The sequence below is a fragment of the Microcoleus sp. genome (genome assembly GCF_041354475.1).
GTDB lineage: Bacteria > Cyanobacteriota > Cyanobacteriia > Cyanobacteriales > Microcoleaceae > Microcoleus.
This window is the reverse complement of the sequence record NZ_JBGJZU010000062.1, coordinates 23,727-37,267: the sequence shown is the minus strand read 5'-3', so window position 1 is coordinate 37,267 and position 13,541 is coordinate 23,727. Positions and strand designations below refer to the sequence as shown.

The following is a 13,541-nucleotide window of genomic DNA, read 5'->3' as shown; positions in this document are numbered from 1 at the left end:
GAGTGCCAACATTGATACTTATTTTACCAGTTACAGACAGCGATTGCGACAAGAACACCGTGTTTTTTGGACCTGATGTCTTTAATGTCAGGAAAAGTCTATGAAACTGCCGTTTAGTATCATCTCACCTATCGTTCGCTTTGGGCTAGTTACATCAGTCACGCGATCGCTGATTTAGCCCTGTCAATTATTGCTTGGAAAACAATTTTTGGCTAATGTGCCGTTTGAGAGGAGGGCGATCGCGCCGTGAGGACTTCTACAAGCTATGATAGATCCGACAGCAAGCTATCACCATTCGGCTTTCGCCGATGCTAAGCGATGTCTACCGAAACATTAATTAACTGGCTAGAATCCAACACCGAATTAGGCATATTATCCCGCGAGATTTTACAGGCGATCGCTAGTGAAATACAACTGGCAACCTTTGGGCCTGGATTTCGAGTGGTACTCGAAGACACGCCTGTCACAAATCTTTATATCCTAAAGCGAGGACAGGCCGATCGATACCGCCGCAAACAACCGGGCTTGATGTGGGCTAGTAGTTTATTACCAGGGGCGATCGTCAATTTATCTGCCCTCCAACGTTCACAACCAGCAGATAGTCGAATTGTCGCTAGGACAGAATGTCAATTTTTGGTAATTAATGCCGATCGCTGGCGCAGTTTGCTCGCAACATATCCACCCATCACCGAAGCCTATACCCAACGTTTAGCGACGAAATTAGAGCAGCTAGAAACAGAAATCGCCTACGAGAGAGAGCGTCAAAATGCTCTCCGCAGCTATCTAGTACCCAGGGCGAAACGGGGAGTAATTGGGAATAGCCGTTATGCGGTGAAATTGCGCCAACAAATTCGCGCAGCATCTAGCGACGATCGAGCCGTATTAATCTCTGGCGAACCGGGGTTAGAAAAAGATAATTTAGCAGCTTTAATTCATTTCGGTTCTCATCGCCGCAGCGAGCCAGTGATTCAGCTAAAAAGTGCCTTGCTTCAGACAAATGGAGCCGAATTATTCGGGCGTTTGGGCGGTAAACCGGGACTCTTGGAATGGTTGGGTGAAGGGACATTAATTTTAAATGATGTCCAAGAATTACCAGAGCAATTATGCCCTCAAATTCAGCAATTATTAACTAATGGAACCTATACACTAGCAGTAAAAGAAGGACAAATACCACCGCCACCCCGTTCTAGTAATGCTCGGATAATTTTAATTTCAGAAAGCGTTCAACCCCAGCTCGATAAACTGACATACCATAAGATTAAAGTACCCTCATTGCGGGTCAGGAAAGCAGATTTAGAGGCACAGGTTAACTATTATCTCAACCTCCTTTCTCGCCAAAAGAAATTAGAAAAGCCCCAAGTCACGCCGGAAGCTATTCGCCGTTTGCAAGCCTACGACTTTCCAGGGAACTTGCGGGAATTAGAAGGAATGGTCGATCGCGCTTTAGTTCAAGCACAGGGAAATCAGGTATTAACAGAAGAAGTGTTTTGGGCCCAAGCAACTAAGAAACAAAAGTTTCGGCTGAATTTATTAAATATCTATCCTAAATTTCGGCAGTTTTTACGGAGCGATTGGTATCCAGATCGCGTGAATTACTGGTTTACCAGTTGGATATTTGCATTGGTGGTAATCATCCTTTTTGTCGCCCCCCAAGATAGACAACATAATTTTGCCCTCAATATTTTTTGGGCGTGGTGGTGGCCCTTAATTTTATTATTATTTCCCCTGATTGGGCGGTTGTGGTGCGCTTTTTGCCCGTTTATGATTTATGGAGAAATCGTCCAAAAACTCTCGCTGAAAATTTTCCCTCGAACTCTCCATAAATGGCCGCGGCAACAAGCTGAAAAATGGGGTGGTTGGTTTCTCTTCGGACTATTTACCCTCATATTTCTGTGGGAAGAGTTGTGGGATTTAGAAAACACCGCCTATTTATCCAGTTGTTTGTTGTTACTCATCACCGCCGGAGCAGTAATTTTTTCCCTCATCTTCGAGCGACGATTGTGGTGTCGTTATTTATGCCCAATCGGGGGAATGAATGGCTTATTTGCTAAACTCTCAATTATCGAACTCCGCGCCCAACAAGGAACCTGTGCCGCTGAATGTACTACCTACCAGTGTTATAAAGGCGGGCCTGGCTTGGGAGAAGGATTAACCACTAATGGATGTCCGATTTATTCCCATCCCGCCCAATTAACTGATAATAAAGATTGCGTCTTGTGCATGACTTGCTTAAAAGCCTGCCCCCATCGATCGGTAGAATTAAATCTGCGCCCCCCCGGCATCGAATTATGGACTACCCATGTTCCCCACAGTTATGAAGTCGCCCTCTTATTTCTATTATTAGGCGGCATCTATCTCCATCGCTTACCTGAAATCAATGATTTATTAGGACTAGGCATCAATTTAGACCAATTTATCCCTCATTTAGGAATTTCGATCGCGCTGTTAATTATTCCGCCCCTAATTCCCCTTAGTGCCTATGCAGTCATGCAGGCAATTTATCAATTGGGAAAAGCAGAAACCATGCCATTTACAACCTATAAACCTCTCTCATTTGTCTCCCTCGCTTACGGTTATTTACCCCTAGTCTGGGGCGGGAGTTTGGCTCACTATTGGCGATTGGGTTTGCAGGAAGGCGGCCGAGTGATTCCCGTCACTTTTGCCACTTTCGGACAAATTAGAGACGATTTACCGAGTTTTGTCGGCGATCCGGCGGTGATTAGTTTCTTGCAGGGCTTAACTTTAATTGTAGGATTGTTAGTAACGATATTTGTGACTCAAAAAATTGCCAAGCGCTCCCTGAAATCTTTGATGCCACAGCATTTAGCTAGTTTGTGTCTGATGGTAAGTTTGTGGTATGCGATCGTGGGAAACTAAAATAATTTATAGCCGACGATGAAAGCTGGCCTATTTTCAGTCGATCGCGCTTCACTAAGGGCTATTTTTTTCCCGCATGGCGCGGTTGACAAAATAGTTAAATTGTGATAAATTTGAGAATAAAAAATAAAAAAATAAATTCAAAAATAATTTATCAAACTTGAACCAGCCCGTGCAAAATTATGAGCGAATTATCAACAAAGCCAGCCCGAATTACCAAAGTCATCCCCGACAGCATCGCTGCGGAAATTGGATTTGATGTCGGTGACTCAATCCTTGCCATCAACGGTGAAAAACCCCGCGATTTAATCGACTATCAATTTCTGTGCGCCGATGAATTTCTCGAACTAGAAGTATTAGACACTAAAGGCAAACTCCACAAATTAGAAATCGAAAAAGATTACGACGAAGATTTAGGTTTAGAATTTGACACAGCCCTTTTTGACGGGCTAATTCAGTGCAATAATCGCTGTCCTTTCTGCTTCATCGATCAACAGCCACCGGGAAAGCGCGAAACTCTCTATCTCAAGGATGATGACTATCGATTAAGTTTTCTCTATGGTAGCTATCTCACTCTCACAAATCTTACTCAAAAAGAGTGGGACAGAATCGAACAAATGCGACTTTCTCCTCTCTATGTTTCCGTACACGCTACGGAACCGGAAGTGCGAATTCGGTTGCTGAAAAATCTCCGGGCTGGGAAAATTTTAGAACAAATCAAATGGTTTCAAGAACGTCGCCTACAAATTCACGCTCAAGTTGTTGTTTGTCCCGGCATTAATGATGGCGAACATTTAGAACGCACTTTGTTAGATTTGGCAAAGTTTCATAGGGGAAATATCCCCACGGTTGCATCGGTGGCTGTGGTGCCGGTGGGTTTAACTCGCTTTCGTCCAGCGGCAGATGAACTAATCGCTGTCACACCTGAAAAAGCGCGAGAAGTAATCGCGCAAGTGCAGAAAATTCAAGCTGTTTTGAGTCAAGGTAAAAAAGGCACAACGGCGAAAAAGCTGAAGGCAAAATTCACCCCCCCCAACCCCCCCTTGCTAAGGGGGGGAGAAGATTTAAGTTCTTCCTTAGCAAGGGGGGGAGAAAATTTAAGTTCTTCCTTAGCAAGGGGGGGAGAAGATTTAAGTTCTTCCTTAGCAAGGGGGGGAGAAGATTTAAGTTCTTCCTTAGCAAGGGGGGGAGAAGATTTAAGTTCTTCCTTAGCAAGGGCGAAAAAGCAGAATGCAAAATCCCGCTGTATTTGGCTTGCTGATGAATGGTTTTTAATTGCAGGTTTGGATTTGCCGATCGCCTCTGACTATGCAGATTATCCCCAAATTGGTAATGGTGTCGGTTCCATCCGCCAATTTATCCAACAGTTTGAAACTGCTTTCGCTAAACTGCAACCGCTGCAAGTTAATTCGGCGCGAAAATTGATTTGGGTAGTGGGAAATGCTGTGGAAAAAGCTTTTGAGCCGATCGCGCATCAGCTCAATCAAATTCCCGGCTTGGAAGTTAAGATGGTAGCATTGTGTAGCGACTATTGGGGGCAAAAAATTACTGTCACAGGTTTGCTGACAGGCCAAGACTTGCTCGCAGCTTTGCAGGGAAAAGACCTGGGAGATGGCATCCTACTGCCCTCAGTGATGCTAAAACAAGGGGAACCGCGTTTTTTGGATGACATGACCGTCTTAGAGCTTGCTAGCATCCTGAAAACGGAGATTTTCCCCGTTACAGGAGTTGAGGAACTAATCTCAGTGGCGATCGGTCTGGTGAATGCTGAGGTGCGATCAACTAATCAACAGACAAAATAGGTGTAACACCTTTTTTGAGTTTCAGAATGGAGATATGGTGAGAGCAGTTTTGCCGATCGGGAAATTTGCAGGTACTCACCTCGGCACTTATTCTAAGCTGGGACTTCTGAGTTTAAACTGAAATTAGAGACCTCTGTCTTGCTTAAAAATTGTCTCTGGAATTGCAGAATAATTTAAAATTTATGCGTGTTTTTCGTCAAATCGTGGTAGTAGGAGTAGGTGCTGCAATTACTTTCGGCAATGTGGGACACAGTGCTGCTGCACAGTCTGCGGCTCAGTCCCCGGAGAATTCGGCCCAAAGTAATCAGCTACCTGTGGGAGAGAATCTTAAATTAGAATCGCAAACAACCCCAGAACAACCATTAGAGTCGATCGCCCTTTCCCCCTCAATTCAGTCTCAGGACAACTGGGCGACAGCTAATCCCCAGCCACTAGGCTCTAATTCCCAAAATGCTGACCAAACTCCACCAGTAGTTGGAGTCGAAAGTGCCACACCAGCACCAACTGCGATCGCCCAGGGTGTACCTTCCCCCCAAAACCCGAACATCATTCCAGTACCGAGTTCCCTGACACCACCACCAAGCAATACTCCGGGCGAAAGTTTCCCCCCTCCAACTCCCAAAGGCATACTACAAACCCAGCCTCCCAGAACCCTGGAACCCAACCCCAATCCGCTGTTGTTTCCAACTCAACCAGAGGATGTCAGGATTGAAGAAACTCAGTCCATTAGCTTGCAACAAGCAGTGGACCTCGCCCGTCGCAACAGCCAAACTCTGCAAATTTCTCAACTGCAATTACAACAAACTCAAGCAGCCGTGCGGGAACAACAAGCAGCTTTATATCCAGACCTCAATTTTCAAATGAACGCGACCCGCTCTTTGAGCGCCGGTGGAGAAATCCAAGTGCGGAGTCAGCAGCGAATCAACAACTTTCAAGCAAACCAAACCGGACGGCCGGCCGCCCAAGCCACCCCAAATTTCGCCAGTAACAGTCTCAACAGCACTTTGCAGTTAAGCTACGACGTTGATTTGTTCGGCCGCCGGAGTGCTAACATCCGCGCCGCCCAGGAACAGTTGCGCTTGCGAGAACTGGAAGTGGAACGCCAAGCCGAACAACTTCGCTTTGATGTGACTGATGCTTACTACAACCTGCAAGATGCAGACGGACAAGTGGCGATTCGCCAAGCATCGGTGAGAAATGCTCAACAAAGTTTGCGGGATGCCGAAGCCCTGGAACGGGCAGGAGTAGGAACTCGCTTTGCCGTGTTGCAGGCCCAGGCCAATTTGGCCAACGAACAGCAGCAGCTAGCCAATGCCCGCCGCGATCAGCGCATCCGCCAGCGTCAGTTGTCTGAGCTGTTAAATATCAGTCAGTCCTCGAACTTGACGGCGGCGGACCCGGTGGAGCAAGCGGGTTCTTGGAGGCTGTCTTTAGAAGAAAGTATCGTGCAGGCTTTTAAAAATCGTGCTGAGTTGGAACAGCAGTTGGTACAGAGGGATCTGAGCAAGCAGCAGCGTCGATCGATTTTGGCCGGGCGTTTGCCTCAACTGAATGTTTCGGGCAGTTACAACGTGCAGGGGCAAAACTCTGAGAACCCTAACCCCTTTGCCGCTCACGGCTGGGCGGACGGTTATGCCATCCAGGCAAGTCTGACTTGGAGTATCTTTGACGGGGGCGCAGCCAAGGCGAGGGTGAAACAGCGCGATGCTGATATTGCGATCGCCGAAAGTAGATTCGATCAAACCCGCAACCAGGTGCGCCGGGAAGTGGAACAAGCTTATTTTGGCTTGGAGTCTAGTTTTGAGAATATCGAAACTTCTGAGGCTGGGGTTTTGCAGTCGAGGGAAGCCCTGCGTTTGGCCAGACTGCGCTTTCAAGCTGGTGTCGGTACTCAGACGGATGTGATTCAGGCGGAAACGGATTTGACTAGGGCTGAAAGAAACCGACTTTTGGCAATTATTGGCTACAACCGCTCGCTTTCGTCTCTCCAGCGGGCGGTGAGCAATCTTCCTGGTAACAATCTCTCCAGAACTCCTTGAGCTGGGGGCATTTTCCTTGGACGATCGGAAAAATAGGCGATCGGGTATTTAAATGTCCGATACAATAGTTAATATTTTGTAATAAAGAACCAAGTCACTGCGTTAAGGAATCGGTAATGGGCAATATCAAGTTTGTGAAGGAAAATCAGGAAGTCATCGCAGCAGACGGAGCCAATTTAAGGTTCAAAGCTCTAGAAAACCGCATCGATTTGTACACTTTTTCGGGAAAGATGATGAATTGCGGAGGCTACGGTCAATGTGGCACTTGCATCGTGGAAATTGTCGAAGGTAGTGAAAATCTTTCCCCCCGCACTGACTTTGAGAACCGCAAGCTCAAGAAAAAGCCCGATAACTATCGGTTGGCTTGTCAAGCTTTGGTCAATGGCCCAGTGAGTGTCAAGACCAAGCCATAACTGCCACTGGGCATGGGGCTCGCGGCTGTTTCATTCTCCGAAAAACAGGGATAAGGTAGGGGTAGTGCCTTTCTGTGCCTACCCCCCTCTTACTTTCCAATTCTCTGCCTTCTGCCTTTGATACCAATTTAATGTGAAGTTGCATATATCTCGATCCCCCTAAATCCCCACCCCCCCCTAGCCCCCCCCAAGGGGGGAAGGGGGACTTTGAGCAGAATCTTGTTCCCCCCTTATTAAGGGGGGTTAGGGGGGATCAGATTCTATGCAGCCTCATAAAAAACTGGTATGAGTGGTATCCTAGTTGTGTGTATTTTCATACTTTTTAGATAGAGGCTGGCGTCTTCATGGAAGTTAACGATCTAGGGTTTGTGGCAACCATTCTATTTGTACTGGTTCCCAGTGTTTTTCTAATCATTCTGTACATTCAAACAGCTAGCCGTCAAGGCAGAAAAGATTAGTAATTTCTGCTATTTTTGTCTGGTTTTGTGTATGGCAAAAAAAGCGTCAACAGCTATTTGCTTTGGCGCTTTTTTAATTGTTCATACCGATTTTAGATTGGGGATTTTGAATTTAGCCTCTCGTCCGGGCTAGCAATACGGGACAATTGGCATAGACTCGCACGTAGTCGGAAAGAGAGTTTCCTAGGAGTCGATCGAGATCGACAAAGGACTTGGCAACACTAGGACGGCGATCCGGTGAACCAATTACTAATAAGTCAGCATTCAGTTCATCTGTAAACCTACAAATTGCTTCCCCAGGCTTGCCTGTGGCACTAACGCAGCGGTAGCTAACTCCCATTTGTTTCGCCAGTGCTACTGCGGGCGCTAATACGGGGTCTTTTTCAGCACTTGCTGTCACATCTTCCGTCGCTTTTCCAGTCAAATCTTTAGTGACGTGGACTAAAATTAGTTGTCCGCCATTAATATCCTTGACTAAAGATAGGGCCAGATCCAAGGATTGTTTGGCGGATTCCGATTTGTCGATCGCCACCATAACACGCTTAATTTTTTTGACGTAAATATCGTCTTTTACTAATAGCATCGGCCGGGATGTTAGCTGGAAAACATACTGACTGACCGAATTTTCCAGAATAGATTGCAGTCTGCCAAACCCCCGTGAACCCATGATTACCAAGTCAGATTGTTCTTCTTCAGCCACTTGGCAAACAATCGTTTTTGGGTCTCCTTGTTTGAGGCGGGGATTGACTTTGCTAGGGTCTATTTTTAAAGATTGAACCGCTTGTGCTAAGATCTTGCCTCCTTCTTCTAACTTGTCGGCCATTCCGTCCGATGTTACTTGAGGTGGCACGACGTGCAAGACAGTGACAGAGGTTTGTTGCAAGGAAGGGATGTCCATCAACATATTAAACATCTCTTCGCACAGACCGCGGCCAGCCACCGCTACTAAAATTTTTTCTATCATGGTTTCTTTTGTGTGGAAAAAAGTTGAGTTTTTGTGTACGAGGTGGAACTCGCCACCCAAAGGCAGAACTCGTTAGTTACAGATGCAGTCAAAACATCAGATATCAACATTTTGACCTTTCTGCCTTCAGCATAGGCCACTTCTGCCTTCGGGTAGTCGGAGTTGAGAAATCTAGTTTGCTAAAGTCAAGCATAAGCTTGAAGTTTGCTTTATGATTTGTAGAAATGTAGCGTTTTGGAACGATTTGTAAAGTGTTAGAGAACGATCGAACTCAACCTCAACTCGCACCTGCGGGCGCTATTCAAAGTCTGTCTTCGATGGAATCTGGAGGCTGGTTTGAATATTTGGTGCGAGTATACCCTCACCATACCGACTACAGCGGTGCCGTTTGGCATGGTACTTACCTTACCTGGATGGAGGAAGCCCGCGTGGAAAGTTTGCGATCGATCGGCATTGAGTATGCTGATTGGGTGGCCCAGGGCTTAGAATTGCCCGTGGTGGAACTTTCCTTGCGCTACCACCGCGCCCCACAGATGGGACAAGCTGTGGCCATCAAAACGCGGATGTCTGCTAGTGAAGGTGTCCGGCTGCTTTGGGACTACGAAATTCGATCGGCTGACGGCGAGGAATTGTATGCGACAGCCCAGGTAACTTTGGTGGCGGTAGATGGCGAGAAGGGTAAAATTATTCGCCAATTACCACCACTGCTGAAGGATGCTTTTGCAAGACTTTCTATTAAACCTTGAGCCGAAACTGCTGTGATAGCAGAAGGAATAAGGAACAAGGAACCAGGAAGAAGGAAAATGTCAAAACAACTGGAAATGCCAGAAACAAATATCGATCTACAACAGGAAAAATTAGAGGTAAATGGTTTAAATCCTGCCTTAAAACCTCAACCTAAAACCAGTCTTGTTTTGGCAAACCAGGATGATGATGTTAACAACGATACACCAAGGGATACTCAAGGGAAGTTGTGGGCGATAGTTTCACTTTCGGCGGCGCTTTTAGCTGTCTCTTTTGCAGCCATTTTCATTAGGTTAAGCGAAGGGGAAATCAGTGCTAATGCTACTGTTTTTAACCGTTTGTGGATCGCAACTTTGGTGTTTGCAGTCTGGAATGGTGTCGGTGAAGCCCGCCGTCGCATCTCTGATGCAGAACCTCAAATGCGATCGAACTATACCTACCGCGATTTGATGCTATTAATTGCGGTAGGTATCGTTTCTTCGGCTTCCTTGGGTTTTTGGGCTTGGTCTCTGACGAGGACGAATGTCGCTAATTCTACTGTACTGAGAAACTTAACTCCTTTGTTTACAACTTTGGGAGGTTGGCTGCTATTGGGCCGCCGTTTTGACCGCAGGTTTTTAGTCGGAATGGCGGTAGCTTTGGCAGGGGCTATCGCCATCGGGTTTGATGATTTACAAACTGCCGGAGAGAATCTGACTGGCGATTTGGCTGCTCTTTTATCGGCAATGTTCTATGCAGGAAATCTGCTGATAGCAGAACATTTACGGACCAAGTTCCCGGCGACAACTATATTAATGTGGCGCTGTTTTATTGGCAGTCTCTTGATTTTGCCACTGGTGTTGCTCGCGGGCGATCGCATTTTCCCTTATTCTTGGCAAGGATGGCTAGCCGTAATTGCTCTAGCCGTGATTTGCCAAGCTTTCGGTCAAGGACTTCTCATCCACAGTCTCGGCCGTTTATCATCAGGTTTTGTGGCTCTTTTCCTGCTGTTAGAACCTGTGATTACTGCCATATTAGCTTGGATACTCTTTTGCGAAAATTTGAGTTTGTTTAACTGGCTGGCTTTTTCTGTAGTTTTGGCTGGGATATACATAGCAAAATCTAGCGATTCTGCGGAAAAAAACATCAAACAAAAAAAACTAAAATTAGACAGATAGGAAGTAGGCATTATGGTTGCAACATCATCAATTGGGATGAATCCCTCGCATTACGACTTTAGTCTGCTACCTGAATATTTGGAAGTATTTTTTACTAAATTGCGGATTGCAGTGGTATTCGGCGGCGACTGCAACAAACCAGGCTCTGTGATTTACAAAACTCACAATCCCCGCGCTTGGAAAAGTTATGAAGTGGTAGCCAGAGAAATTGCCACTTCCTTAAAAGAAGTAGGATTCAAGCAGGTTTTTTTGATGCCTGACGATCTGAATTTGCCAGACAAACTCAAGGCAGAAAATATCCATTTAGTCTGGATGAATACCGGAGGCGTTCAGGGATACAATCCGGTTTGTCACACTCCCGCTTTGTTAGAAATGTTGGGAATGCCTTATATTGGTCATAACCCTTTAAATAGCTCTATTTTAGATAACAAGCACGCCTTTAAACGGGAACTGCAATCAGTCGGAATCAAAACGGCTCCGTTTATCATTTGGCATCCTTCTCAAGGCATATTTAAACCAAAATTGCAAGACCGTTTTGCCATTGCTTTTGGTGATTATTCTGGACCTTTTATCGTCAAGCCAGTATCCGGTAGAGCTTCGTTACACGTTCATTTTGTCGAAACAATTGAGGGTTTGTCTCAAGCTATTTCTGCTGTTCATCATGCAACTCACAATACTGCTTTGATTGAAAAATATTTACCGGGACGAGAGTTTTGTGTGGCTGTTTGTGGCTACGTTACTCATGCTCAAGGCAGTTTTTCTAAACAGCAAAAACCCTTTGCTTTTTCCACGATCGAACGGGTTTTGGACTCTGATGAATTAATCTTTACTTCTATGGATAAAAAAACGATTACTGCCGATCGCGGAAAGTTGATTGGCCCAGAAGAACCGCAATTAAAGCAGGAGTTAATTGAATTAGCCCAAAAAATTTATTGGGAGTTTAGTCTCAATAGTTTGGTGCGGATTGATGTCAGGTGCGATGAGAATGGGGAATTTTATGTTTTGGAGGCTAATCCCAAACCGGATCTGAAACGCCCTGCGGAAAATGTGACCAGTTTAGTTGCTCTTGGTTTGGCGGAATATAAGATGACTTATAATGATTTGATTTTGAGTTTGATCGCCGATCGCCTAGATTATTTACTCATGAAAGATATTGGTATTATTTCTCATATTGTGGATTTGCTTCATTTCTCCTAACTCTCTAAAGGCTGATGACTTCAACCTCTGCGATCGCTGCGGAGGTTGTAAAGAAATATAAATAGTCTTAAAAAAATTAAATTTGGGAATAATTTGTGATATGATAGACTGCACTACCTATAGCAATCCTAAATGAGTCGTAAATTTTTTACCCCACCCCAACCCTCCCCTTGAATCAGGGGAGGGAGTAAGAAATTCACAAATGATTTAGGATTGCTATATTGACCGAAGGTATATTTTGTGTCATAACACATTAAGAATGTTTAAATTTTCTCAATTAAATAAAGCAAATGGAAGCATTACTCTTATTAATAGGATTTGGGGGCGGGTTGCTAGTATGTTGGCTAATCTTGAATGAGCGAAATAAGCGCAACTTGATGCGGATAGACAAATCCCAGCAGGCTCTGTCGCAGTTAGCCTCGGAGTTGGGGGTGAAAAATGGGGAAATTAGGCAGAAAATTCAGGAAGAAAATCAGCTAAATTTGAAAATTTCGGAGCTGGAAAATTCCTTAAACCAAAGGAATGAGCAACAATACTTGTTAAATACGCAAGTCTCGGAATTGGAAGAGATGTTGGCACTAATGACTGAAGATAGAGCCCAGGTTGACGCTCTGGTTTTAGACTTGCAATTTCAATTAGAAAGTGCTAGAGAAAATCAGTTATCTCTGTCGGAATTTGCCGAAGTTAAACATCAATTAGACATAGCCGAACAAGAGCGATCGCAACTGAAATTACAATTAGAGCAAACTCAAGCAGAGTCAGAACCATTGTACCAAGAAATTGGCTTGTTTCAGGCGAAAATAGCGGAAATAGAAGGTGAATTAGCAGCGGCTAATCAAGAAAAGTTGCAGCTACAGTACCAAGTGGCGGAAAGCAAAATCAAGTGCGATCGCGCTGTGAAAGAAAAAGAGGAAATTTTATTTAAAAAATCTAATTTACAAGCTCAGCTAGATATTCTCGAAGAAGAAAAATTGGTCTTCGTAAATCAGTTATCAGAAGTAGAATATCAGCTTGAAAGTTCTAATACTGAACGACAATTGTTACATATTCAATTACAAAATGCTAGCCAAAAGCAAACGGAAATTCAACCGCAATTATTAAATCTGGAAAAACAGTTGGAGTCTCTGATTGAGGAACGGGAAGCTTTAAGTTATCAAATTTTAGAATTAGAGCCGAAATTGGCAAATGTAACTCAAGAAAAAGCGCAACTGAACGATCGACTGTCTGAATCGCAAGTCCAGTTAGAATCAGAGCATGAAGAACTCTCCCAAATGAAACGGGAACTATCGGAAGCTCAATCTAATTTAGAAGCAGCGAATCAGGAGATAACTGAATTAAAAGCTCTAATTGTGGCGGGGGAAAATCAGTCAAGGATGATTTCGCAAGAGCGAGAAGATTTGGTACTACAATTAGAGGCTGTCGAGGATAAAATAAATCAAAATGAGCAAGCTCTATCGCAGTTTCAATCTCAGTCTTCCCAACTACAAGCTGATTTAGAAAAATCTCAGCAAGAGCGATCGCAATATTACACGCAAATTGCCGAAATGCAAAGTCACTTAGAGACGGCGCAACAACAGCAAGCTAACCTGACAGCTCAAGTATCCGAATTAGAGCAGAGTCGCTCCCAATTACAGTCAGATTGGGAAACAGCAAATCAAGAGCGATCGCAATATTACACGCAAATTGCCGAAATGCAAAGTCACTTAGAGACGGCGCAACAACAGCAAGCTAACCTGACAGCTCAAGTATCCGAATTAGAGCACAGTCGCTCCCAATTACAGTCAGATTGGGAAACAGCAAATCAAGAGCGATCGCAATATTACACGCAAATTGCCGAAATGCAAAGTCACTTAGAGACGGCGCAACAACAGCAAGCTAACCTGACAGCTC

Annotated in this window: 10 protein-coding genes; 9 read left to right on the top strand and 1 reads right to left on the bottom strand. The window is 44.8% G+C overall.

Translation table 11 applies throughout. The features are described 5' to 3' along the window. Nucleotides 1-318: 318 nt before the first annotated feature. The 5 genes from ACBR23_RS20875 (at nt 319) to psbM (ending at nt 7,589) form a co-directional block, all read left to right on the top strand. Nucleotides 319-2,877, top strand: coding sequence for a sigma 54-interacting transcriptional regulator (locus ACBR23_RS20875; protein ID WP_371120372.1), 2,559 nt, complete (start codon nt 319-321; stop codon nt 2,875-2,877). Between the two features lie 182 nt (nt 2,878-3,059). Then, nucleotides 3,060-4,679 carry a DUF512 domain-containing protein gene (locus ACBR23_RS20870; protein ID WP_371120373.1) on the top strand — a complete coding sequence of 540 codons (1,620 nt, stop codon included), beginning with the start codon at nt 3,060-3,062 and terminating at the stop codon, nt 4,677-4,679. A gap of 182 nt (nt 4,680-4,861) precedes the next feature. Beyond that, nucleotides 4,862-6,718: a TolC family protein gene (locus tag ACBR23_RS20865; RefSeq protein WP_371120374.1), complete on the top strand. Its 1,857-nt coding sequence runs from the start codon at nt 4,862-4,864 to the stop codon at nt 6,716-6,718. Nucleotides 6,719-6,834: 116 nt separating this feature from the next. Beyond that, entirely contained in the window at nt 6,835-7,131 is a 297-nt protein-coding gene (locus tag ACBR23_RS20860) for a 2Fe-2S iron-sulfur cluster-binding protein (RefSeq protein WP_340525874.1), read from the top strand. A gap of 344 nt (nt 7,132-7,475) precedes the next feature. Next, the gene (psbM, locus tag ACBR23_RS20855; protein WP_015177760.1) at nt 7,476-7,589 is read left to right on the top strand and encodes a photosystem II reaction center protein PsbM; all 114 of its coding nucleotides are present in this window, start codon (nt 7,476-7,478) and stop codon (nt 7,587-7,589) included. 112 nt (nt 7,590-7,701) lie between these two features. On the opposite strand, the gene ACBR23_RS20850 is transcribed toward psbM, so the two are convergent. Continuing rightward, a complete protein-coding gene (locus tag ACBR23_RS20850; RefSeq protein WP_371117432.1) occupies nt 7,702-8,553 on the bottom strand; it encodes a universal stress protein in 852 nt (283 codons plus the stop codon). Nucleotides 8,554-8,804: 251 nt separating this feature from the next. Between ACBR23_RS20850 and ACBR23_RS20845 the strand changes: the two genes are divergently transcribed. The 4 genes from ACBR23_RS20845 to ACBR23_RS20830 form a co-directional block, all read left to right on the top strand. Beyond that, a complete protein-coding gene (locus ACBR23_RS20845; protein ID WP_341736996.1) occupies nt 8,805-9,299 on the top strand; it encodes a thioesterase family protein in 495 nt (164 codons plus the stop codon). 57 nt (nt 9,300-9,356) lie between these two features. Further along, nucleotides 9,357-10,454 (top strand): DMT family transporter, encoded by a 1,098-nt coding sequence (locus ACBR23_RS20840; protein WP_371120375.1) that lies wholly within the window; start codon nt 9,357-9,359, stop codon nt 10,452-10,454. 12 nt (nt 10,455-10,466) lie between these two features. After that, nucleotides 10,467-11,651 (top strand): ATP-grasp domain-containing protein, encoded by a 1,185-nt coding sequence (locus ACBR23_RS20835; protein WP_371120376.1) that lies wholly within the window; start codon nt 10,467-10,469, stop codon nt 11,649-11,651. Between the two features lie 290 nt (nt 11,652-11,941). Continuing rightward, a partial coding sequence (locus ACBR23_RS20830; RefSeq protein ID WP_371125676.1) for a hypothetical protein occupies nt 11,942-13,541 on the top strand: 1,600 nt, incomplete at its 3' end.

Coding starts and splice junctions, on each gene's coding strand:
- ACBR23_RS20850 (WP_371117432.1), bottom strand. CDS start 8,553: ATGATAGAAAAAATTTTAGTAGCGGTGGCTGGCCGCGGTCTGTGCGAA.
- ACBR23_RS20840 (WP_371120375.1), top strand. CDS start 9,357: ATGTCAAAACAACTGGAAATGCCAGAAACAAATATCGATCTACAACAG.
- ACBR23_RS20860 (WP_340525874.1), top strand. CDS start 6,835: ATGGGCAATATCAAGTTTGTGAAGGAAAATCAGGAAGTCATCGCAGCA.
- ACBR23_RS20870 (WP_371120373.1), top strand. CDS start 3,060: ATGAGCGAATTATCAACAAAGCCAGCCCGAATTACCAAAGTCATCCCC.
- psbM (WP_015177760.1), top strand. CDS start 7,476: ATGGAAGTTAACGATCTAGGGTTTGTGGCAACCATTCTATTTGTACTG.
- ACBR23_RS20865 (WP_371120374.1), top strand. CDS start 4,862: ATGCGTGTTTTTCGTCAAATCGTGGTAGTAGGAGTAGGTGCTGCAATT.
- ACBR23_RS20875 (WP_371120372.1), top strand. CDS start 319: ATGTCTACCGAAACATTAATTAACTGGCTAGAATCCAACACCGAATTA.
- ACBR23_RS20835 (WP_371120376.1), top strand. CDS start 10,467: ATGGTTGCAACATCATCAATTGGGATGAATCCCTCGCATTACGACTTT.